This is a genomic window from Paenibacillus sp. Y859, assembly GCF_056786405.1.
Map to the genome: position 1 here is coordinate 22664 of NZ_JBXCIZ010000006.1, position 22173 is coordinate 44836.

Annotated in this window: 21 protein-coding genes and 1 tRNA gene; 19 read left to right on the forward strand and 3 right to left on the reverse strand. The window is 42.0% G+C overall.

Features of this window, described 5'->3' with window-relative positions; genetic code table 11:
* A complete protein-coding gene (locus tag AC1TO8_RS14255; RefSeq protein WP_482056290.1) occupies positions 1 to 918 on the reverse strand; it encodes an ABC transporter ATP-binding protein in 918 nt (305 codons plus the stop codon).
* Between the two features lie 228 nt (positions 919 to 1146).
* On the opposite strand from AC1TO8_RS14255, the gene AC1TO8_RS14260 reads away from it, so the two are divergent.
* The 13 genes from AC1TO8_RS14260 (at position 1147) to AC1TO8_RS14320 (ending at position 13741) form a co-directional block, all read left to right on the forward strand.
* Complete coding sequence (locus AC1TO8_RS14260) at positions 1147 to 2097, forward strand: ROK family glucokinase (RefSeq protein WP_482056291.1); 951 nt, start codon at positions 1147 to 1149, stop codon at positions 2095 to 2097.
* A 64-nt stretch (positions 2098 to 2161) separates the two neighbouring features.
* The gene (gene rapZ, locus AC1TO8_RS14265; protein WP_482056292.1) at positions 2162 to 3067 is read left to right on the forward strand and encodes an RNase adapter RapZ; all 906 of its coding nucleotides are present in this window, start codon (positions 2162 to 2164) and stop codon (positions 3065 to 3067) included.
* A 14-nt stretch (positions 3068 to 3081) separates the two neighbouring features.
* On the forward strand, positions 3082 to 4068 hold the full coding sequence (locus AC1TO8_RS14270; RefSeq protein WP_482056293.1) for a gluconeogenesis factor YvcK family protein: 987 nt from the start codon (positions 3082 to 3084) through the stop codon (positions 4066 to 4068).
* 5 nt (positions 4069 to 4073) lie between these two features.
* Entirely contained in the window at positions 4074 to 5003 is a 930-nt protein-coding gene (gene whiA / locus AC1TO8_RS14275) for a DNA-binding protein WhiA (RefSeq protein WP_482056294.1), read from the forward strand.
* Between the two features lie 96 nt (positions 5004 to 5099).
* Positions 5100 to 5369 (forward strand): HPr family phosphocarrier protein, encoded by a 270-nt coding sequence (locus AC1TO8_RS14280; protein WP_482056295.1) that lies wholly within the window; start codon positions 5100 to 5102, stop codon positions 5367 to 5369.
* 321 nt (positions 5370 to 5690) lie between these two features.
* On the forward strand, positions 5691 to 6446 hold the full coding sequence (locus AC1TO8_RS14285; protein WP_482056296.1) for an SIMPL domain-containing protein: 756 nt from the start codon (positions 5691 to 5693) through the stop codon (positions 6444 to 6446).
* Between the two features lie 366 nt (positions 6447 to 6812).
* A complete protein-coding gene (locus tag AC1TO8_RS14290) occupies positions 6813 to 7787 on the forward strand; it encodes an ABC transporter ATP-binding protein (protein WP_482056297.1) in 975 nt (324 codons plus the stop codon).
* A 2-nt stretch (positions 7788 to 7789) separates the two neighbouring features.
* Entirely contained in the window at positions 7790 to 8641 is an 852-nt protein-coding gene (locus tag AC1TO8_RS14295; protein WP_482056298.1) for an ABC transporter permease, read from the forward strand.
* A complete protein-coding gene (locus AC1TO8_RS14300) occupies positions 8638 to 9444 on the forward strand; it encodes an ABC transporter permease (RefSeq protein WP_482056299.1) in 807 nt (268 codons plus the stop codon). The genes AC1TO8_RS14295 and AC1TO8_RS14300 overlap by 4 nt, the downstream gene beginning before the upstream one ends.
* A gap of 184 nt (positions 9445 to 9628) precedes the next feature.
* The gene (locus AC1TO8_RS14305) at positions 9629 to 10630 is read left to right on the forward strand and encodes a polyamine ABC transporter substrate-binding protein (protein WP_482056461.1); all 1002 of its coding nucleotides are present in this window, start codon (positions 9629 to 9631) and stop codon (positions 10628 to 10630) included.
* A gap of 491 nt (positions 10631 to 11121) precedes the next feature.
* Positions 11122 to 11898, forward strand: a complete 777-nt coding sequence (locus AC1TO8_RS14310) for a DUF2087 domain-containing protein (protein WP_482056300.1) — start codon at positions 11122 to 11124, stop codon at positions 11896 to 11898.
* Between the two features lie 208 nt (positions 11899 to 12106).
* On the forward strand, positions 12107 to 12514 hold the full coding sequence (locus AC1TO8_RS14315; RefSeq protein ID WP_482056301.1) for a GIY-YIG nuclease family protein: 408 nt from the start codon (positions 12107 to 12109) through the stop codon (positions 12512 to 12514).
* Between the two features lie 144 nt (positions 12515 to 12658).
* Positions 12659 to 13741, forward strand: coding sequence for a PdaC/SigV domain-containing protein (locus AC1TO8_RS14320; RefSeq protein ID WP_482056302.1), 1083 nt, complete (start codon positions 12659 to 12661; stop codon positions 13739 to 13741).
* A gap of 62 nt (positions 13742 to 13803) precedes the next feature.
* Here the strand turns inward: AC1TO8_RS14320 and clpP are convergent, their stop codons facing one another.
* Positions 13804 to 14394, reverse strand: a complete 591-nt coding sequence (clpP, locus tag AC1TO8_RS14325) for an ATP-dependent Clp endopeptidase proteolytic subunit ClpP (protein ID WP_482056303.1) — start codon at positions 14392 to 14394, stop codon at positions 13804 to 13806.
* A 184-nt stretch (positions 14395 to 14578) separates the two neighbouring features.
* Positions 14579 to 14653: transfer RNA gene (locus tag AC1TO8_RS14330), tRNA-Arg, on the reverse strand.
* Positions 14654 to 14879: 226 nt separating this feature from the next.
* On the opposite strand from AC1TO8_RS14330, the gene AC1TO8_RS14335 reads away from it, so the two are divergent.
* The 6 genes from AC1TO8_RS14335 (at position 14880) to eno (ending at position 22162) form a co-directional block, all read left to right on the forward strand.
* A complete protein-coding gene (locus AC1TO8_RS14335) occupies positions 14880 to 15926 on the forward strand; it encodes a sugar-binding transcriptional regulator (RefSeq protein ID WP_482056304.1) in 1047 nt (348 codons plus the stop codon).
* A 107-nt stretch (positions 15927 to 16033) separates the two neighbouring features.
* Positions 16034 to 17044, forward strand: a complete 1011-nt coding sequence (gene gap, locus AC1TO8_RS14340) for a type I glyceraldehyde-3-phosphate dehydrogenase (protein ID WP_482056305.1) — start codon at positions 16034 to 16036, stop codon at positions 17042 to 17044.
* A 133-nt stretch (positions 17045 to 17177) separates the two neighbouring features.
* Positions 17178 to 18359 (forward strand): phosphoglycerate kinase, encoded by a 1182-nt coding sequence (locus tag AC1TO8_RS14345; RefSeq protein ID WP_482056306.1) that lies wholly within the window; start codon positions 17178 to 17180, stop codon positions 18357 to 18359.
* Between the two features lie 56 nt (positions 18360 to 18415).
* Positions 18416 to 19168, forward strand: coding sequence for a triose-phosphate isomerase (tpiA, locus tag AC1TO8_RS14350; RefSeq protein ID WP_482056307.1), 753 nt, complete (start codon positions 18416 to 18418; stop codon positions 19166 to 19168).
* A 1-nt stretch (position 19169) separates the two neighbouring features.
* Positions 19170 to 20714, forward strand: a complete 1545-nt coding sequence (gene gpmI, locus AC1TO8_RS14355; protein WP_482056308.1) for a 2,3-bisphosphoglycerate-independent phosphoglycerate mutase — start codon at positions 19170 to 19172, stop codon at positions 20712 to 20714.
* Between the two features lie 161 nt (positions 20715 to 20875).
* The gene (eno, locus tag AC1TO8_RS14360; RefSeq protein WP_482056309.1) at positions 20876 to 22162 is read left to right on the forward strand and encodes a phosphopyruvate hydratase; all 1287 of its coding nucleotides are present in this window, start codon (positions 20876 to 20878) and stop codon (positions 22160 to 22162) included.
* Positions 22163 to 22173 lie beyond the last annotated feature (11 nt).

A 22173-nucleotide genomic window follows, 5' to 3' on the forward strand; every position in this document is an offset into this window, starting at 1 on the left:
TTAATTAGCCTCCCCTTTAATATCAAATTCAGGTTGTGACGTTAACTGTTCGAAGGCATCGTCAAGGCGACCTTGCTCGACACGAATATTTTTAACCGCGTACTTGTGTTCAAAGATGGATGCTAGAACGCTATCTGTATCCTCAGTAACTGTATATATCCGACCCTCTTTTTCATAAACATCACTAACATGAGGCAAATTGAGGAGTGCTTCACGTAGATGAGGATCATCTGATTTAAAAGAGACAGAGCATGTCGTCAATTTGGATTTGATCTCGTCAGGGCTGCCGTCAGCAATGATCACACCTTGATTAAATAAAATGACTCGATCTGCAAAGTCCTCAGCTTCTTGTAGGTAATGGGTAGTAAATAAGATGGTTTTTCCTAGTGTAGTCAGTGTATGAACTTTATCCCAGAACAAGCGACGAGCGGTAACATCTAGACCTACGGTGGGTTCATCGAAGAAGATTAGATCAGGATTTCCAGCAAGAGCGAGGGCGAAGCCGAGTTTTCGCTTCTGACCACCAGATAACTTCGTTGCGAATCGATTTAAGTCTTCCTCTTTCAGACCGGTTAATGGTGTCAATTGGCTCATATCAAGAGGATCTGGATAATAACTACGAATTAATGTAATAAGTTCGCGCACCTTCAGGCCATCCATAACACTAACTTCTTGAAGCATAGCCCCAATTCTCTTACGCACCTCTATATCTTTAGGGTTCTTACCCATCACACGTATGGATCCTTGGCTGGGTTTAATCAGTCCCAACATCATAGATAGAACGGTTGTCTTACCTGCCCCATTAGGACCGAGAATGGCAACGATGGAACCCTTCTCAATAGTAAGGGATACATTATCCACGGCTTTCTTATTTCCAAATAACTTGATGACATGATTCATTTCCATAATAATATCCATCTTGATATCCCTCCATTGGCATTCAGAATTGCGCTTTATTTAATGATAGGGAATTATTCGAGCTCTGGTTAGTAAAAACTGTCACCTATTGAAGATGACAATTGTCATGAATAACCTACCAACAAGCGTTTCGATAGTAGCTTACTTCTCTTGACCAGATAGAAGGCATCTATTATAGTGGGTACGTAGGCTCAAAAATATTGTAGATTGATAAAGGTGGCTTGTAACATGTCTGAAAGTATCTATGTTGGTGTGGATTTAGGCGGTACGTCGATTAAAGTGGGCATTTGTAATCAAGAGGGGCAGCTTCTACTAACACATGAAGGACCCACGGAGACTGAAAAAGGTGTTCATATCGTCGTTGACAATATTGTAAAGTATGTGCACGAAATTGTAGAGAAATCTCCATATGATTGGGATCAGCTTGTAGGTGTGGGAGCAGGGGTTGCTGGCTTCACGAATGTCGTTGAAGGAATTATTATCCTTGCACCCAACATAGGCTTTAGAGATGTTCCAATACGTTCTCTTCTAGAGGAGCGTCTAGGCAAGCCAGTCAAAATAGATAATGACGCTAACGTCGCAGCATTAGGAGAAGTATGGAGCGGTGCGGGACGTGGGGTAGATAACTGTATCTGTTATACACTTGGTACTGGAGTGGGCGGAGGCATTATTCTGAACGGAAATATTTATCAGGGATTCTCTGGGATGGCAGGAGAGATTGGACATATTTCAGTAGTGCCTGATCTGGAAGCTATTCAATGTGGATGCGGCAAAAAGGGTTGTTTAGAGACAGTATCATCGGCAACAGGAATTATTCGTATGGCTAACGATGCGGTAGCACGTGGGGATCGTACCACACTAGCTACTGTAGAACATATGACTGCAAAGGAAGTGTTCGATGCAGCCAAGGCAGGGGATGAAGTCGCTGTTCGTATTGTGAAACGTGCAGCCTTTTATTTAGGGAAATCGATGGCAATTGTTGCGGCAGTATTAAATCCAGAAGTGTTTATTGTGGGTGGAGGCGTTGCTTATGCAGGGGATATCCTCTTCAATGAGATACGTGAGGTATATGCCAAGTTAACACCGGATCCGTTACAACGGGGTGTGTCCATCCTACCAGCTCTACTAGGCAATAATGCGGGCGTCGTTGGGGCTGCAGGTCTGCTTCTTCGTTCATAGGCATTGTCTTGTTTTATTACCAGTCATAAGCTTGTTAAACTCATAGACAAGGGAGGGAAAGCTGATGCTGGAGAAGGACATAACTGCACCGGCGACGGCAACTCTGATTATTATTACAGGGATGTCCGGTGCGGGAAAGACACTTGCTGTACAAAGCTTGGAGGATCTTGGTTTCTTCTGCGTGGATAATTTGCCACCCGTATTGATCCCGAAGTTTGCAGAACTTATTGAGCAATCCAATGGGAAGATAGCTAAGGTTGCTTTAGTGATTGATCTACGTGGACGTGAATTTTTTACCGCTCTATCTGAATCATTGGCTTATATTAAAGAGCATTTCACGATGGGATGCGAGATTCTCTTCCTAGATGCGATGGATTCTGTCCTAGTGCAGCGATATAAAGAGAGTCGGAGGCGCCATCCATTGGCTCCAGAGGGGATGCCACTTGATGGAATCCGACTGGAACGTAAGCTGTTAGAGGAACTAAAGAATTCGGCAACACAGTTGATCGACACGAGTAGTATAAAGCCTGGGAAATTGAAAGAGAAGATTATTTCTCGTTTCTCTCACCTGGAACCTAATACGTTGTCTGTCAATATTACATCTTTTGGATTTAAATATGGTATTCCGATTGATGCAGATTTGGTATTCGATGTTAGGTTTTTGCCGAATCCGCATTATGTTGATCACTTGCGTCCACGTACGGGACAAGACAATGAAGTGTATGATTATGTGATGAAGTGGGCTGAAACCCAATTATTTATTAGTAAGCTGTTGGATATGCTCCATTTCTTAATTCCGCAATATCATAAAGAAGGTAAGAGCCAAGTCGTTATCGGCATCGGATGCACAGGTGGCAAGCATCGCTCTGTTGCTATTTCTGAGTATTTAGGGAAGATGCTGGGTACCAGTGAGACGGAGAACGTCTCAGTTATCCATCGCGACTCTGATCGAGACCGTGATTGGCATTAATGGGGTGAAGTGTAATGGAAGTAGCAGGACAGACAAGTGCGCGTCCTCGAATTGTTGTGATGGGTGGAGGCACTGGATTATCCGTCATGCTTCGGGGATTGAAAGAGAAGCCGCTTGATATTACGGCTATTGTCACGGTAGCCGACGATGGTGGAAGTTCAGGCATTCTTCGAAATGAATTACAGATGCCCCCGCCGGGAGATGTTCGTAACGTATTGACGGCGCTTGCTGACGTTGAACCACTACTTTCACAAATGTTAAGCTACCGCTTCGGGACTGGTTCGGGACTGGCTGGACATAGTTTAGGTAATCTAATATTAGCAGGAATGACAGATATTACGGGTGACTTCGTATCCGCTGTACGGGAGTTAAGTAGGGTGTTTGCTGTTCGTGGTCGTGTGTTGCCTGCTGCGGGTGTCGCCGTTACACTACATGCCGAGATGGAAGATGGCAGCGTCGTTAGTGGAGAATCCAAAATCCCCGAAGCTGGGAGAAGGATTAAACGTGTTTTTCTTGATCCGGCTGAGGTCGAGCCATTGCCAGAGGCTGTTGAAGCGATTCAGCAAGCAGATGCTATCTTAATTGGGCCGGGAAGCCTGTATACTAGTATACTCCCTAATTTACTCGTTCCTAAGCTTGTGGAAGCGGTCTGTGCTTCAGAAGCGATTAAGATTTTTGTTTGCAATGTCATGACTCAGCCAGGGGAGACCGATAATTATAGCGTGAGTGATCATCTTAATGCGATTTATGATCATGTCGGAGTACATCTTTTTGATTATGTCATTGTAAATAATGGTGAAATTCCGACCCGAGTTCAAGATAAGTATGCTGAAAAGGGAGCAAAACCTGTCCATTTGGACATGGATGCAGTGACGGGACATGGTTATAAGGTCATTGCTGACACACTCGTTCTGTTCCGGACATACCTAAGGCATGATGCTGAAAAGCTAAGCCAGCATATATACCAGCTCGTACAAAATTGGACTTTACGAGAGAGGTGAGTCACTTGTCGTTTGCGGCAGAGACAAAGAAAGAATTGACTAGGGTAGAAGGACATCCGTGTTGCGAGAAGGCTGAATTATCAGCGCTTATTCGCATGAATGGTTCCGTCCAACTATCGAACAAAAAAGTCATTTTGGATATCTCGACAGAAAATGCCGCGATAGCAAGGCGGATTTATACCTTAATCAAAAAGTATTTTCAGGCACATACAGAGCTACTCGTGCGTAAAAAGATGAGATTAAAGAAGAATAATGTCTATATCGTGCGGATACCTGCTCGTGTGCAGGAAATTCTAATGGAACTACATATTGTTTCTGAAGGATTTCTATTCACACAAGAGATCTATTCTGAACTTATCCGTAAGAAATGTTGTAAGCGAGCATATTTACGAGGTGCCTTTATGGCGGGTGGCTCTGTGAATAATCCTGAGGGTTCATCGTATCATCTCGAGATTTATTCGATGTATGAAGATCATTGTAAGGCATTGGTAAAGTTAGCTAACGAATTCAAGTTGAATGCACGCTTTATTGAACGCAAGAAGGGATTTGTACTCTACATCAAGGAAGGCGAGAAGATTATTGAGTTTCTTAGCTTAATTGGTGCACATCAATCTCTGTTCAAGTTCGAGGATGTTCGTATTATGCGAGACATGAGAAATTCTGTGAACCGTATCGTCAACTGCGAGACGGCAAATTTGAATAAAACGATCAGCGCAGCAGTTCGGCAAATTGATAATATTAAGCTACTACAGCGTGAGATTGGCTTAGAACAATTACCTGAGAAGCTACGGGAAGTAGCGGAAGTGCGGTTAATTCATCCAGATATGAATTTGAAAGAGGTTGGCGAGATGCTCAAGGGCACCGTCAGTAAATCGGGCGTTAATCATCGTCTGCGCAAGATTGATGAGATGGCGGATAAGATTCGTAATGCATGAGTTTTTATTCTAGTGTCCTTCATGGTATAATGCTATAATGAATGTATATGAAATGAGAGTAATGTGAATAGATTTATAAATAGGGGGTAAGTTTCCATGACAAAGCACCCGGTAGTTGTCCGTCTGAAGACGGGTCTCCATGCCAGACCGGCAGCATTGTTCGTCCAAGAAGCGAATAAGTACTCGTCTGAAATTTTCGTGGAAAAAGATGATAAAAAGGTGAATGCAAAAAGCATAATGGGGATTATGAGCCTTGCAATCAGTTCGGGAACAGAAGTTAACATTAGCGCGGATGGCGCGGACGCTGAGCAGGCTGTAACCGCTTTAGTTGCTTTAGTAAGTAAAGAGGAATTAGAGAACCAATAAAAGTACTGATATTGGTACTTAAAACAAATAGTAGCTAATCCGCTTTGAGGATTGGCTACTATTTGTTTATGCGGATTTATACTCGTTGAATAGGGCATGTTCATGATTGTGAAAAATAAAACTGAAGTTCTTTGTGACAAGTGCAACATTTACCAATTTTGTACGTCTAAAGGGTAAATAAAGGTAATCGCTTACGGAGTAAACTTTACTCTGTAAAGCTCTAATGTTTATGCTTACGGGGTAAGCTTTACTTCGTAAAGCTCTAATGTTTATGCTTACGGAGTAAGCTTTACTTCGTAAAGCTCTAAGGAGGCGACGGTTATGAAGAAATGGGTAAAGAAGACAGGATTGATCTTAGTTGCGAGTGCATTTATTGTAGGGGTATCTGGAATTAGCAACACGATAGGAGGTTCATCCGAGATCTATGCTGCTGAGGTTCAACGTAATGTGATTAATGTCGTAGGTAAAGGTGAATTATCAATTACACCCGATATTGCATATTTATCCATCGGTGTAACATCACAAGCGGAAACAGCTCAATCTGCTCAGAAAGCGAATGCAGCTAAGATGAAGAAGCTGAATGATTTACTGAAGGATACATGGAAGATTGCTGATAAAGACATTAAGAGTACGCAGTTCTATGTGCAACCTAACTATACCTACACAGAAAAAGAAGGTCAGAAGGTTAAAGGTTACACTGCAAATCATACGATCGAAGTAACGTATCGCGATCTTGCTAAAGTGGGTCAATTGCTAGATGCGGCATCAACTGCAGGTGCGAATAACATTGAGAATGTTCGCTTCTCGATTGAGAACCGTGACCAGTTCGAAACACAAGTGATTGAGAAGGCTATGGCGAACGCTACTCTGAAAGCGGGAGCTATCGCGAAAGCAGCGAATCGTCAGTTAGGTGCAGTTCTCGTTGTTAGTCAAGGAGAAAGTAGTAACCCGATCGTATACGCGCAAAATGAAATGATGATGTCGAAGGCAACGATGGATTCATCAGCTTCAAGTGCTGTTGAAGCGGGAGAAGTGAAAGTATCTACACAGCTTAGTGTTCAATACGAGCTTAAGTAAATGAACGATAAATGCTAATTATGTTTGATTAAATCGCCTTTCTCCGACCATTCCATGTCGTGAGAAAGGCGATTCTTTATTGTCTTTTCGGAGAATATGTTATAATCATCACTAAATTGTGACAGAAGTAGACAGCTTTACGTAGTGATTTATAAAAAAGTGGTTGTACCTTAGGTTGAAAAACGTTATATTGAATATGCGAAATCGGACATTTCTTCAATAAGTGATGATCTGTCATATGACTAAATGAATAGTTTGAATATAAGTAAGCCATACATATGATATGGCTTATTAGAAGTGTTAGATGATATATAGTCGACTTGGTACCATGTTGAAATCGTAGAATAAAAGGGGTTGGTGTTTATTATGATTGAACTCGTTGAAATAGAGAAACAATTTGAAGGGCAAGCAGTAGTACATCCATTGTCTTTGATCATAAAGGAAGGTGAATTCCTCACTTTACTTGGGCCGAGCGGATGTGGAAAGACGACTATTCTCCGCATGATTGCAGGTTTCGAACAACCTTCTAATGGTGATATTATACTTGCTGGGAAGAATGTGACAGACGACCCTCCTAATCTAAGGGATTTGAATTTGGTGTTTCAGCACTATGCTTTATTTCCGCATCTGACAGTCGAAGAGAACATTGCATTCGGTCTAAAGATGAAGAAGATACCGAAGGAGCAACAGAAAGAGCGGATTGCGGAAGCTGTCCACATGACACAGCTAGCGGCTCTGACATCGCGGTATCCTCACCAGCTCTCAGGGGGTCAACAGCAGCGCGTAGCTATAGCTCGAGCTATAGTGAATAAACCTAAAGTATTATTACTTGATGAACCTTTGGGTGCGTTAGATTTACAGTTGCGCAAAAACTTGCAAACGGAGCTAAAGCATCTGCAGCGGACACTAGGAATTACCTTTGTGTATGTTACTCATGATCAAGAGGAAGCAATGATGATGTCCGATCGTATCGTTATTATGAATAATGGGCGGGTAGAGCAGATTGGTACCCCTAAAGAGGTATATGCCTCACCGCGAACTCTTTTTGCCGCGACCTTTATCGGAGAGAATAATATTTTCACTTCTTCCGAAGGTTTATTTGCTGTGAGACCAGAGAAATTACGCCCACATCGTAACGTCGAAGATGCGATGAAGACAGGTGTCATTCAGGATGTCCTGTATATGGGAAATGTGCATAAATTAATCGTTGAACTTGACCAAGTGGATACGCAGACCGCTATGAAGGTCACGATTGCACTTGATTTGGCAGATGAAGAATCGTGGCAAGCAGGTGAGCGAATTGGGGTGAACTGGAATACGAAGGATGAGGTGGTGATCTAGCCATGAACAAGTCCAAATGGTTCCTTACCCCCGTATTGATCTGGTTAGGTTTATTCCTAGTCGTGCCGATGATCATCGTTGTGGCCATGTCATTTATGCAACGCGATACGCTGGGTAACGTTGTTTATCAATTTAGCTGGGAAGGCTATAAGACAATCTGGGATTCTCTATATCTAGGAATTTATTGGGATACGATTGTATTGTCGATCGTGACGGTATTAATCTGTCTCATCGTTAGTTATCCGCTAGCTTATTATATAGCAAGTTCATCCCCCCGCATGCAGAATTGGGGGCTGATCTTGATTACGATACCGTTCTGGATTAACTTCCTTATTCGGACCTATGCTTGGGTGTTGCTGCTTCGAACACAGGGTGTGGTGAACAGTATTCTAATCCATTGGGGATGGATTGATGAACCATTGCAGATGCTCTATACCAAGGGGGCGGTATTGCTTGGTATGGTGTATAACTTTATTCCCTTTATGGTGTTGCCACTATACGTAGCTATCGAGCAGATTGATCGTCGATTGTTAGACGCTGCAAGTGATCTAGGGGCCAGTCGTTGGAAGGCATTCTGGCATATTACATTACCTCAGAGTAAGACCGGCATTATGACGGGATCTGTCCTCGTATTCGTATCAACAGCAGGGATGTTCGTCGTAACGGATATTCTAGGGGGTTCTAAATCCTCGATGATTAGTAACATTATTCAATCTCAGTTCCTCGGGGCACGTAATTGGCCTTTCGGTTCAGCACTCTCTGTCATCTTTATTCTGACGTCGCTTGTGCTGATTGTACTGTTAAACCGAGTGATGAAATCGCGTAGCGAAGTAGTAAAGGAGGGGAACCGATGAAGAAGAAAGGACATCCCCTTCTAGGCATTCATTCGGCCATTATGATGATATTTATTTATGTACCTATACTGCTCGTAATTGTATATTCATTCAATAACACACGACTTAGTGGGGATTGGAAAGGGTTCACCTTTGATTGGTATCTCTCGCTATTGAAGGATCGCCACGTGATGGATGCTTTGATGAACAGTCTCATTGTTGCTGTTGTTTCTACTGTAGTTGCTACGGTTTTAGGGACATTTGCAGCTTTATCCATGCGGGATTTAGGTAAAAGGTTGAAGGTTCCAATGAGTGGATTGTTGTATATGCCCATTATCATTCCTGATATTATTATGGGATTATCGCTGTTAGTTCTGTTCAGTCAGTTCCAGATTCCTTTAGGGAAATCTACGGTCATGATCGCCCATATTACATTCAGTGTGTCGTATGTATATGTCATGGTAAGTGCAAGATTTGCGGGAATGGGTAGACAGCTTGAAGAAGCTGCTCAAGATTTGGGCGCTACGTATTGGGAAACCTTTCGTTATATTACATTGCCACAGATTACACCGGGTGTAATCTCGGGTGCGTTGATTGCGTTCACGCTTTCTCTCGATGATTTCATGATTAGTTTCTTTGTTGCTGGACCAGGATCAACGACGCTGCCTATCTACATTTATGGGCAAGTGAAACGAGGCATTTCACCAGAGATTAATGCACTCTGTACGTTGCTCATTGTAGTAAGCATCATCTTGATATTGTTAGCGCAATACGTATTGAACCGAGGCAAGGGACAGAAGAAGCACAAGTTGTTGCCTTTTTAAAATATAAGAAAGCATAAGTTTTACTTAATACTCTATTCCTTATATTTCCGCTGAAACGGGTACCGTCTTGAAAAAGACGGCATAGCCGTTTCTACTTGAAAAAATAAAAAATGGTTGGATGAAAGAGAGGAGATACGTAACTGTGAAAAGAACTGGATTGATAAGCCTGCTGGTGGCGGGTGTTATGGCAATATCTTTATTAAGTGGTTGTTCTTCTAAGGAAAAGTTGCATATTTACAGTTGGGCAGACAATTTTGATGAATCCGTACTAGCCGATTTCGAGAAAGAATTCAATGTGAGTATCACGTATGATATTTACGCAAATAACGAGGACCTACTAGCTAAGATAAGGGCTGGAGGCGGGGGATATGATCTCATCCAACCCTCTGACTACATGGTAGATACGATGGTCAAGAATAATCTGCTCGAACCGTTGGATAAGAACAATATTCCGAATTTCATTCATATTGCGGATACGTTCAAAGATCCAATATTTGATCCAGGGAATCAATATTCTATTGTCTATACTTCCGGTGTAACTGGAATTGCATATAATAAGAAATATATTAAAGAAGCGATTGATAGTTGGGAAGATCTATGGAATCCGGCTTATAAGGGTAAAGTGATACTATTAGACGATAATCGTGAAGTGATTGGAATGGCGCTCAAGAAGAATGGTTATTCCAACAGTTCTACAGATGCAACAGAGATCAAAACAGCAGTAGATGATCTGAAGGGCTTGCTCCCAAGCGTGCTAGCATTCGATACGGACACTATCAAACAGAAGATGATCCAAGAAGAAGGTTGGATTAGTACAGTGTGGTCTGGAGACGCAGCTTTTATCGTAGCTGATAATCCGGATATCGCCTATGTTGTACCTAAGGAAGGTGCTACGATTTTCTCTGATAACTACGCTATACCACTAGGGGCTAAGAATAAAGAGTTGGCTGAGAAATTTATTAACTATATGTTAGATCCGCAAGTGAGCGCGAAGAATTATGAAACGATTGGTTATAGTGATCCGAACACGAAGGCGATGGAATTCCATTCTGAGACCTATCGTAATAACACGATGATTAACCTATCTGAAGATGAATTAAGTCGTACGGAATGGCTGGGTGAAGTAGGTGAAAATCTACAAGTCTACGATCGATACTGGTCCGAGCTGAAAAGTGGAAGAGAATAATATTTTGAATGCATATGTGAGTTGAAGAGTCCGTCCTAAACTAGAAAATTAGTTTAGGACGGACTCTTTCTTTAAATATAAGAAACTATAAGTGCGAGTTCAAAAGATGACTTTTTGAACAACCTCTATAAGTTTTGTGGAGGTCTTCCCGCTGTGCCCTTTAAGGTCAGGCTAGAATAGATGCTGAAAGTACACTTAATTAGCAGGAAAAGTAGGGAAAGAGAGAATTAGTTGTAAAAACTACAGTTAAAAATGGCGATAACGCTGAAAAGTGGAGTTTCCAGTAATTTAGATGTACTCTATGCAACTAAAGTTAGGTTCAGACGAATTGGGTTGAATTTAGATGTACTTATTGCACTTGCGTGAATGATGAAGGTGGAAGGCGATTATTGGTGATCGTGTTGCAATTAATGCTCATGACTTGATAAAAACTAAACAATATTATATAATGTCTATAAAATAGCAAACGAAACTGAAAGGTGTTTACAATAATGGACTATTTATCTGATCTGTTCTGGAATGCAAGTATGGAAGAAATCAAGCAAGGCTATATGTTCGAACAAGAGTGTGAAGCTTATGTATGTTTAATCTGCGGCAAACGTTATGAGAAGGGCATTATTTATAAGGAAGAAGAGGTGTACTACGAGGCGGAGAAGTATGTTCGGCGGCATATTGCGAATGATCATACGTCGATGTTAGATTTCTTATTAGGATTAGATAAGAAATGGACCGGATTAACGGATTTGCAGCGGACACTTTTGAACTTCTTCCAGATGGGGCTAAGCGATCAAGAGATCGTCAAACAATTGGATGGAGGTAGTACCTCTACTATTCGCAATCATCGCTTTACTTTACGTGAGAAGATGAAGCAGGCCAAGGCATTCCTGTCCATTATGGAACTTGTCGAGGAGAAGTCTCATAGCAAAAGCCGGTATATTCACATTCATGATTCACCTTCATTGCTAGATGAGCGGCATTCCATCACGGTGCAGGAGAATGAGGAGATTTTAAACACCTATTTTAAGGAAGGTCTACAAGGGCCGTTAACGGAGTTCCCGAAGAAGGAAAAACGTAAAATTGTTATTTTGCGACAACTCACTCAATTATTTGATGTTCAAAAGTCTTATTCAGAGAAGGAAGTCAATGCCATTCTGAAGGAACGTTTAGATGATTACGTGACATTGCGACGGTATTTAATTGAATACGGGTTTATGGACCGAGAACCAGATGGCAGTAAATATTGGGTGAAAAGTAAACGGAATGACTAATAATGCGAGTTCAAAAAGTCGACTTTTCAGCACCGAGAAGATTGGATGAAGCAAGGGAGTGAGGAGCGGAGCGTAGGCAGTACCTACGTGAGCACCGGAAGGACCGGCTGAATTCAATCTTCGATGTCGAGTCGTCCTCTTGATATGCTTCGTGATCAAAAGATGACTTTTTGAACAACCTCTAATAATAGAGAAAGAAGGGTTTATAATGAATCATCAAAGACGTAAGGAACTCGTGGCAGAATATCAACAACTGCCCCGCAAAATTGGTGTTTACCAAATACGTAACTTGGTGAATAATAAGATATGGATTGGGAGCAGTCTGAATCTATATGGGGCATTTAACAAGGATGTATTCATACTGAATATGGGTAATCATGCTTGCGTGTCATTGCAGAAGGAATGGAAGACCTATGGTGAACAGCAGTTTGAAATGGAAATATTGGAACAATTGAAGCTTGAAGATGGAGAGTCCCTTATAGGGATGATTCCGGTGAGCGTACCTGTAAATCATCCAACGAACAGACAACATAGGGATGAGTTACGGAAGCTAGAACTGAAATGGTTGGATAAGCTACAGCCATACGGAGATAATGGTTATCATGAACAGGTATAGTATGTGTTGACGATTCAATAGTGTTACGCAGTTGTTACGTAGATGTTACCCCGCTGTTACCATAATGATTCATTACTTCGATATACTGTGGATATGAGCTCAAAAAGTACGAAGAATATGAATCATTGTGGAGGGAATTTTGAGATGAATAAGGCTATGAGATGGGGCGCTGCAGCTATAGTGGCAGGAGTTCTATTGACAAGTGTGGGTTATACAGGACAAGCAACGGTCTTTGCTGTTGGAAATACGAAGAATACTGTCGAACAACCAACTGTCATTTTAGAATGGAAAGGTACTACACTCTCTCAACGTGGTGTGATAAGTAACGGGAACACCCTCATCCCTGTGACTGCATTGCGGGATCAACTGGGACTGTCATTACATTATAATCCGGGTACGAGAACATATAGTATTGGTAGTGGGTATAGACAGTTGAACATGGATTTAGCTGAGAATCGAGTAAATACAAATATTAATAACTTCTATGTCAATGAATATGAGGTAAAGAATATCAAAGGTAATTTATATGTTCCATTTCGATTGATAAGTGATTATTTGGGCTATCAAGGGGTGTGGAATCCATCACTTAAATCATTGAATATTACTCCTAGGGTAGAGAATGACCTATCGGTTACAACAAATAAGCTAGAAACAAAGACAAAGGATGCATTATTTATTGTTCGCTATCCTACCATTAGTGACCTTGATGATGCCAAGGTAGAGAAATCAATCAATACGGTGCTGGATAACCTTAAGGATGAATTCGTTGAAGCGTCGAAAGAGCAGGCCTCTAAAAGAGATAGTTCTGTTGAGCAAACCTATCAATTCTTTCAGAACTATATCGTGTCATACAATGAGAATGGTGTGTTAAGTCTTATCATAGATCAGTACGGTTATATTGGTGGGGCTCATGGTGGTACAGTTCGTATAGGGTTGACCTTCTCGTTAGACGATGGAAAGATACTATCACTGAATGATCTATTAAAAGGAAAGAGTCCTGATTATAATGAGAGATTGGACAAGCTTGTTCTCAAAGGACTACAAGACAATGATGGTTATTTTGGTGAATTTAAAGGATTGACTGGTGACGTGAATTATTTTGTGAAATCAGAGGGAATAGCATTGTTCTTCCAACAATATGAATATACGGATTATGCTACGGGCATTCCAACGTTCGTCATTCCTTTTCATCAGATTCTACCTGAAGGTACGAGAATGTTTAAGTAATTCTGTTATTGTAAAAGCCCTCACTCCTGTAATATACGGAAGTGAGGGCTTTTTGTCTTTAATTAAAGTGCTAATGGTTTCTCTAAGACTTTGTCGATCAAACCGTATGTGAGAGCATCTGAAGCACTCATGAAGTAGTCGCGGTCCGTATCTTTCTCAATGCGTTCCAGCGGCTGTCCACTACGTTCAGCTAAAATATGATTTAACTTATCGCGGAGCTTGAGGATACGACGAGCGCGAATCTCAATGTCTGATGCTTGACCTTGTGCACCACCTAGAGGTTGGTGAATCATGATCTCGCTATTTGGAAGCGCGTAACGCTTACCGATCGTGCCAGCAGTCAAAAGGAATGCCCCCATAGAAGCGGCCATACCTACACAGATTGTAGATACATCTGGTTTAATATATTGCATTGTATCGAATATCGCCATTCCGGCTGTAATGGATCCACCAGGGCTGTTTACATATAAGGAGATATCTTTCTCCGGATCTTCAGCAGCTAGAAATAGCATTTGTGCAATAATGGAATTGGCAACCATGTCATTAACTTCAGAACCTAAGAAAATAATGCGATCCTTCAAAAGTCTAGAATAGATGTCATATGCGCGTTCGCCGCGGCTACTTTGTTCAACGACCATAGGAATATAACCCATGTGGAAAGCCTCCCTTATACTAACTAAATTAGTTGTTCATTATAAATACGATTGCCGTATTTACCACTTGATAAACATTTTAAATCATAAAGTCAGGGAAAGTCAAACTATTGATAAAAAAAAGAGCCATGATTGGCTTTGATCTGAGTTGGTTAAAGTTATATATAGCTATCATAATAATTAATGGCGCGCCCGCGAGGAATTGAACCTCGATCTCAGGCTTCGGAGGCCTACGTCATATCCATTTGACCACGGGCGCAAAAAGAGATAGCAAAAATGATTATATGATATATACGTTAGAATAGCAAGGAATTGTTACATTTATAATCATCATACATCATGATGTATAAGAAAATCGGCAGTAGTAAATTATACTACAATGAATACTTGCAAGAGAAGCGAATATTGGTTAGAATAGTAGTGGGACTTAAAAAGTTTACCCGGGACATTTTAAGACCATGTAGAACGATGCAGGAGTGGAAAGCATGCGCAATTTAATAGAAATACAAAAGCAGCTTCTGCCTGATCTCATGGAAACTCTCAAGACAAGGTACACTATTCTTCACCGAATTTTATTACTTGATATTGTCGGTCGCAGAACGCTAGCAGCGTCACTTCATATGACGGAACGCGTGTTGCGTGCCGAAACGGATCTTCTGAAATCTCAAGGTCTCATTGAGATTGAAAGTATGGGAATGAAGATTAGTGACTCGGGTAGGAGACTACTGGATTCACTTGAGCCCATCGCCAAGAACCTTTTTGGACTAACAGATTTGGAAGATAAAATCCGCCTAGCCTATGGACTGCGTAAAGTAGTGATTGTACCTGGTGATTGTGAGTCGTCGCCGGTCGCTAAGAAAGAACTGGGACGTGCAGGAGCGAAGGCTCTGTTGAGCGTCATGGGTAATGAAGACATCATCGCTGTAACGGGAGGTTCAACACTCGCTGCAGTTGCTGAACAACTAACACAACCTTCGTCTGTTAATTTGAAGGGGACCTGGTTTGTACCCGCTCGTGGGGGCTTAGGGGAGAGCGTGGAATTTCAAGCGAATACTATAGCTTCCACGATGGCTAAGAGTGTAGGAGCCCAATATAGGCTGTTACATATACCAGATCTACTTAGTGATGATGCCTATCAATCGCTAGTCCAAGATCTTAATATTCAGGAAATTGTTCAGACGATCAGACAGTCGCGAATTATAGTGCACGGCATCGGTAATGCGCTGGAAATGACACGCCGTAGAAGATTGGACCTTGCGACTATTCAGGGCATCCAAGATGAAGGCGCGATTGCAGAGTCATTCGGTTATTATTTCAACGAGCATGGTGCTATGGTTCACAGAATGATGACCTTGGGTCTTCGGCTGGAAGATATTATGAATACTGAAATTGTGATAGGGATTGCAGGTGGAAAGAGTAAGGCTAGTGCGATACATGCTGTTCTCCGATTCGGTCAGGAAGATATATTGGTCACGGATGAGGCGGCCGCATTAGAGATTGAGAGGGAAATGGAAGAATATCCTCTTAACTAATTAAGAAAAACGATTAGCATCTTGCGAAATCTGATGACCTTGTTGTCATGAAAGGTGTAACAGCCTTTTTTGAATAAATAAAACGAAACTTTGGGAGGAACTAATCAATGACTGTAAAAGTTGGTATTAATGGATTTGGACGTATTGGTCGCCTTGCATTCCGCCGTATTCAAGCTGTGGAAGGAATCGAAGTAGTTGCTATTAATGACTTGACAGACGCGAAAATGTTAGCTCATTTGTTAAAATATGATACAACACAAGGACGTTTTGACGGAGACGTTGAAGTTCATGACGGATTCTTCAAAGTAAATGGTAAAGAAGTTAAGGTTCTTGCTAACCGTAACCCTGAAGAATTGCCTTGGGGCGAGCTTGGTGTAGACATCGTTCTAGAATGTACAGGATTCTTCGTATCTCAAGAAGCAGCTGAGAAGCATTTGAAAGGCGGCGCTAAAAAAGTCGTTATCTCTGCTCCAGCAACAGGCGATGTGAAGACGATCGTTTACAACGTAAACCATGAAACTCTTGATGGTACTGAAACAGTTATTTCTGGTGCTTCTTGCACAACGAACTGCCTTGCACCAATGGCTAAAACGTTACAAGATCAATTCGGAATTGTTTCAGGTTTGATGACTACAATTCATGCGTACACTGGCGACCAAAACACTTTGGATGCTCCACACTCTAAAGGAGATTTCCGTCGTGCTCGTGCAGCAGCTGAGAACATCATCCCTAACACTACCGGTGCTGCTAAAGCAATCGGCCTAGTTATTCCTGAACTTAAAGGTAAATTGGACGGTGCAGCTCAACGTGTTCCAGTTGCAACAGGTTCATTGACTGAATTGATCACTGTTCTTGACAAAAAGGTAACTGTTGATGAAGTTAACGCAGCTATGAAAGCAGCTTCTGATGCAGATTCTTTCGGATACACAGAAGACGAAATCGTGTCATCTGACATTAATGGTATTACATTTGGATCATTGTTTGACGCAACTCAAACAAAAGTATTAACTGTTGGCGACCAACAATTGGTTAAAACAGTAGCTTGGTATGACAATGAAATGTCCTACGCAGCACAACTTATTCGCACGTTGGAATATTTCGCTAAATTGGCTAAGTAATATTAGCTAGAATTCATAAACATTTAAAGAGCGGAAACAGGTGTTCAATGTTTCCGCTCTTTGTAAAATTATAGAGATGTTATTCCTTGAATTTGCAGAGTATTAAAATCTATGGGTGTGGAGGAACGCAGAGATGAATAAGAAGAGTATAAGTGATGTGCAAGTAGACGGATTACGGGTCTTTGTTCGTGTCGATTTCAATGTACCGCTCGAAGATGGTAAAATTACTGATGATACACGTATTCGTGAAACGCTACCAACTATTAATTACTTGGTGGAACGCGGAGCAAAGGTTATTCTAGCAAGTCACATGGGACGTCCGAATGGTCAAGTGGTGGAATCTTTACGTTTAACACCTGCTGCTGAGCGTCTTTCAGAATTACTTGGTAAGAAGGTAGCTAAAGCCAATGAATCTGTAGGCGAAGCTGTTAAATCCCAAATTGCTGATATGGCTAATGGTGATGTATTGTTACTTGAGAACGTACGGTTCTATCCTGGCGAAGAGAAGAATGATGCTGAACTTGCGAAGCAATTCGCTGAACTTGCGGATCTATTCGTAAATGATGCTTTTGGTGCAGCTCATCGTGCTCATGCTTCTACAGAAGGTATTGCACACCATTTGCCAGCGGTATCTGGACTATTAATGGAGAAAGAACTGTCTGTACTAGGCAAGGCGTTCTCTACACCTGAGCGTCCTTTCACGGCAATCGTTGGGGGATCCAAGGTAAAGGATAAAATTGACGTTATTAATAACTTGCTCAACCTTGCTGACAACGTGCTTATCGGTGGTGGACTAGCGTACACTTTCTATAAAGCACAAGGTCATGAAATTGGTCTATCCCTATGTGATGATTCTAAGCTTGAAACTGCACTAGGATTTATCGAGAAGGCTAAAGAGTTAGGTAAAAACTTCATGCTTCCGGTCGATATTGTCATTGCTGATGATTTCAGCGCAGATGCCAATGTTCAAATTGTTGATATTGATAGCATTCCTGCAGGTTGGGAAGGCGTAGACATCGGACCGAAGACACGTGCTCTTTATGCTGATGTGATCAAAAACTCCAAGTTGGTTGTATGGAATGGACCTATGGGAGTATTTGAAATGGAGCCTTTCGCAGGGGGTACACTTGAAGTAGCACAGGCTTGTGCGGACACTAGCGCTTACACGATTATCGGTGGCGGTGATTCAGCTGCAGCGGCTGAGAAATTCAAACTAGCAGATCAAATGAACCATATTTCTACTGGTGGTGGAGCTTCGCTTGAGTTCATGGAAGGTAAGAAACTTCCTGGTGTAGAGGCATTGAACGATAAATAATTCCCATTATTGGTTTATGTATAGGAATGTAAGGGAATAAAAAGGAGTGGATAGCTATGAGAACACCTATTATCGCGGGAAACTGGAAGATGTTCAAGACCGTTCCAGAAGCTAAAGCGTTTATTGAAGAAATTAAAGGTAAGGCAGAAGTAGCAGGTGTGGAGAGTGTTATTTGCGCTCCGTTCACTAATCTTCCAGCATTGATGGAGGCTGTTAAAGGTACTTCCATTAAGATTGGAGCACAAAACCTACATTTTGAGGATGATGGAGCTTACACTGGCGAAATTAGCGGTGTAATGTTGAAAGATCTAGGCGTGCACTATGTCATTATTGGACACTCAGAGCGTCGTGCTTACTTCGCTGAGTCCGATGAAATTGTAAACAAAAAGGTGTTTGCTGCTTTCAAACATGGCATTACTCCTATCGTATGTGTCGGCGAGAAATTGGAAGAGCGTGAAGCTGATCAGACGAAAGCGGTATGTAAAGTTCAAACTGAAGGTGCCTTGAAAGGATTAACTGCGGAACAAGCAGCACAAGTAGTTATTGCCTATGAGCCGATTTGGGCGATTGGAACAGGGAAATCTTCAACAGCACAAGATGCGAATGAAGTGATTGCTTATATTCGTGAGCTTGTGAAAGGTTTGTATGGAGAAAATGTAGCAAATGCTGTACGTATTCAATATGGCGGTAGTGTTAAGCCTGAGAATGTCGTAGAATATATGGGTCAAAGCGACATTGACGGTGCATTAGTCGGCGGTGCAAGCTTACAACCAACTTCATATGTTCAACTTGTTGAGGGGGCGAAGTAAGATGCCAGCACCAAGACCGGTAGCCTTAATTATTATGGATGGTTTCGGATTGCGTAATACTGCAGAAGGTAATGCGGTAGCACAAGCGAAGAAGCCGAACTATGATCGTTTGATGAGCCAATATCCTAACTCCACTCTGATTGCTTGCGGTGAAGAGGTGGGATTGCCAGTAGGGCAAATGGGTAACTCCGAGGTTGGTCATCTTAATATTGGTGCAGGCCGTATCGTCTATCAGAACCTGACCCGCATCTCCAAATCGATTCGTGATGGTGACTTCTTTGAGAATCCTACATTGGTTGACGCTGTTCGTCATGCCAAGGATAATAAGAAAAAGTTACATTTGTATGGCCTTCTATCTGACGGTGGCGTACACAGTCATATTGATCACGTATTTGCGATGTTGGATCTAGCTAAGAAGGAAGGCTTGGATGAAGTGTATATCCACGCATTTCTGGATGGGCGAGATGTCTCTCCTGATTCAGGCAAACAGTTCATTGAGCAATTGAATGCTAAGATTGCTGAGGTCGGTGTCGGTACGATTGCAACTGTGCAAGGACGTTATTATGCGATGGATCGTGATAAACGTTGGGAACGTGTTGAGAAGTCATATCGTGCCATCGTTTACGGAGAAGGACCTAAATATACGGATGCGCTTAAGGCAGTAGTCGAATCTTACGAGAAGTCTGTTTTTGATGAATTTGTAGAGCCTACAGTTATTGTAGACGAACAGGGACAGCCGTTGTCTACGCTTGAGAGTGGGGACTCTGTCGTATTTTTGAACTTCCGTCCAGATCGTGCCATTCAATTATCGCAAGTATTCACCAATAAGGACTTCCGCGGTTTCGATCGTGGGCCGAAGTTCCCGGAGAACTTGCACTTTGTATGCATGACTATATTTAGCGAGACAGTTGAAGGTTATGTTGCGTATGAACCAAAGAACCTAGATAACACGCTCGGTGAAGTATTGGTTCAGAACAACAAGAAACAACTGCGTATTGCCGAAACAGAGAAATATCCGCATGTCACCTTCTTCTTCAGTGGCGGACGTGATGTTGAACTACCAGGTGAGACGCGTATTCTCATTAATTCACCCAAAGTAGCTACTTATGATTTGCAGCCAGAGATGAGTGCCTATGAAGTAGCAGATGCTTGTGTGAAAGAGATCGAAGCAGAGAATCACGATACGATTATTCTTAATTTCGCTAACCCGGATATGGTAGGGCACTCAGGGATGCTTGAGCCAACAATCAAAGCGGTGGAAGTAACGGATGAATGTATGGGTAGAGTGGTAGATGCTGTCATTGCCAAAGGCGGGGTAGCGATTATTATGGCTGACCACGGAAACGCTGATATGGTATTTGATGAGCAAGGACGTCCATTCACTGCACATACAACGAATCCCGTTCCATTTATTGTAACGGCTTCTGATATCGTTTTGCGTGATGGTGGGATTCTGGCGGATGTAGCGCCGACCATTCTAGATTTGATGCAATTGTCACAGCCTGCTGAGATGACTGGCCAATCTATGATTGCCAGCCGTAAGTAAGTTTAAGTAAGACGATTACTATTTCAAAATATAAGAAAGTATAAGTTTCACTTGATACTCTATTTCTTATATTTCCGCTGAAACGGGTACCGTCTTTGAAAAAGACGGCATAGCCGTTTCTACTTGCCAAATAATATATAAAACAAAAGGAGAACAAAAACATGACTATTATTTCAGACGTATATGCTCGCGAAGTCCTAGACTCTCGTGGTAACCCAACAGTTGAGGTTGAAGTTTATTTGGAATCAGGTGCTCTTGGCCGTGCGATCGTACCTTCTGGTGCATCTACAGGTGCTTATGAAGCAGTTGAACTTCGTGATGGAGACAAATCCCGTTACCTTGGTAAAGGGGTATTGCAAGCAGTGAAGAACGTGAACGAAATCATTTCTCCAGAAGTGATCGGTATGGACGCGTTGGACCAATTGGGAATCGATAAATTGATGATCGCTCTTGACGGAACACCGAACAAAGCTAAATTGGGCGCGAACGCTATTCTAGCGGTATCCATGGCTGTAGCTCGTGCTGCTGCTGAAGCGCTAGACGTACCATTGTATGTGTACCTTGGTGGATTCAATGCGAAAACTCTTCCAGTTCCAATGATGAACATCATCAACGGCGGTGAGCATGCTGACAACAACATCGATGTTCAAGAGTTCATGGTTCTTCCTGTAGGAGCTCCAAGCTTCAAAGAAGCTCTTCGTATTGGTGCAGAAATCTTCCATAACTTGAAATCTGTATTGAGTTCCAAGGGTCTGAACACAGCTGTAGGTGACGAAGGTGGTTTCGCGCCAAACCTTGGTTCGAATGAAGAAGCAATCACTACAATCATCGAAGCTATCGAAAAAGCTGGTTACAAACCAGGCGTTGACGTATTCCTTGGAATGGATGTTGCTTCTACTGAGTTCTATAAAGACGGTAAATACACACTTACTGGTGAAGGTAAATCTTACACTTCCGCAGAGTATGTTGACCTTCTTGCTTCATGGGTTGATAAATACCCTATCATTACAATCGAAGACGGTATGTCCGAAGATGACTGGGATGGTTGGAAATTGCTTACTGAAAAATTGGGCGATAAAGTCCAACTTGTTGGAGATGACTTGTTCGTAACGAACACTGAGCGTCTTGGCAGAGGAATTGAAGAAGGTATTGGTAACTCTATCTTGATCAAGGTTAACCAAATTGGTACATTGACTGAAACATTTGATGCGGTTGAAATGGCTAAACGCGCTGGTTATACAGCTGTTATCTCTCACCGTTCAGGTGAATCTGAAGATAGCACAATTGCTGACATCGCTGTTGCAACAAATGCTGGTCAGATCAAAACAGGTGCTCCTTCCCGTACAGACCGTGTTGCTAAATACAATCAATTGCTTCGTATCGAAGATCAATTGGGTGAATTGGCTCGATACGACGGAATGAAGTCTTTCTACAACTTGAAGAAATAATAATATTTAGA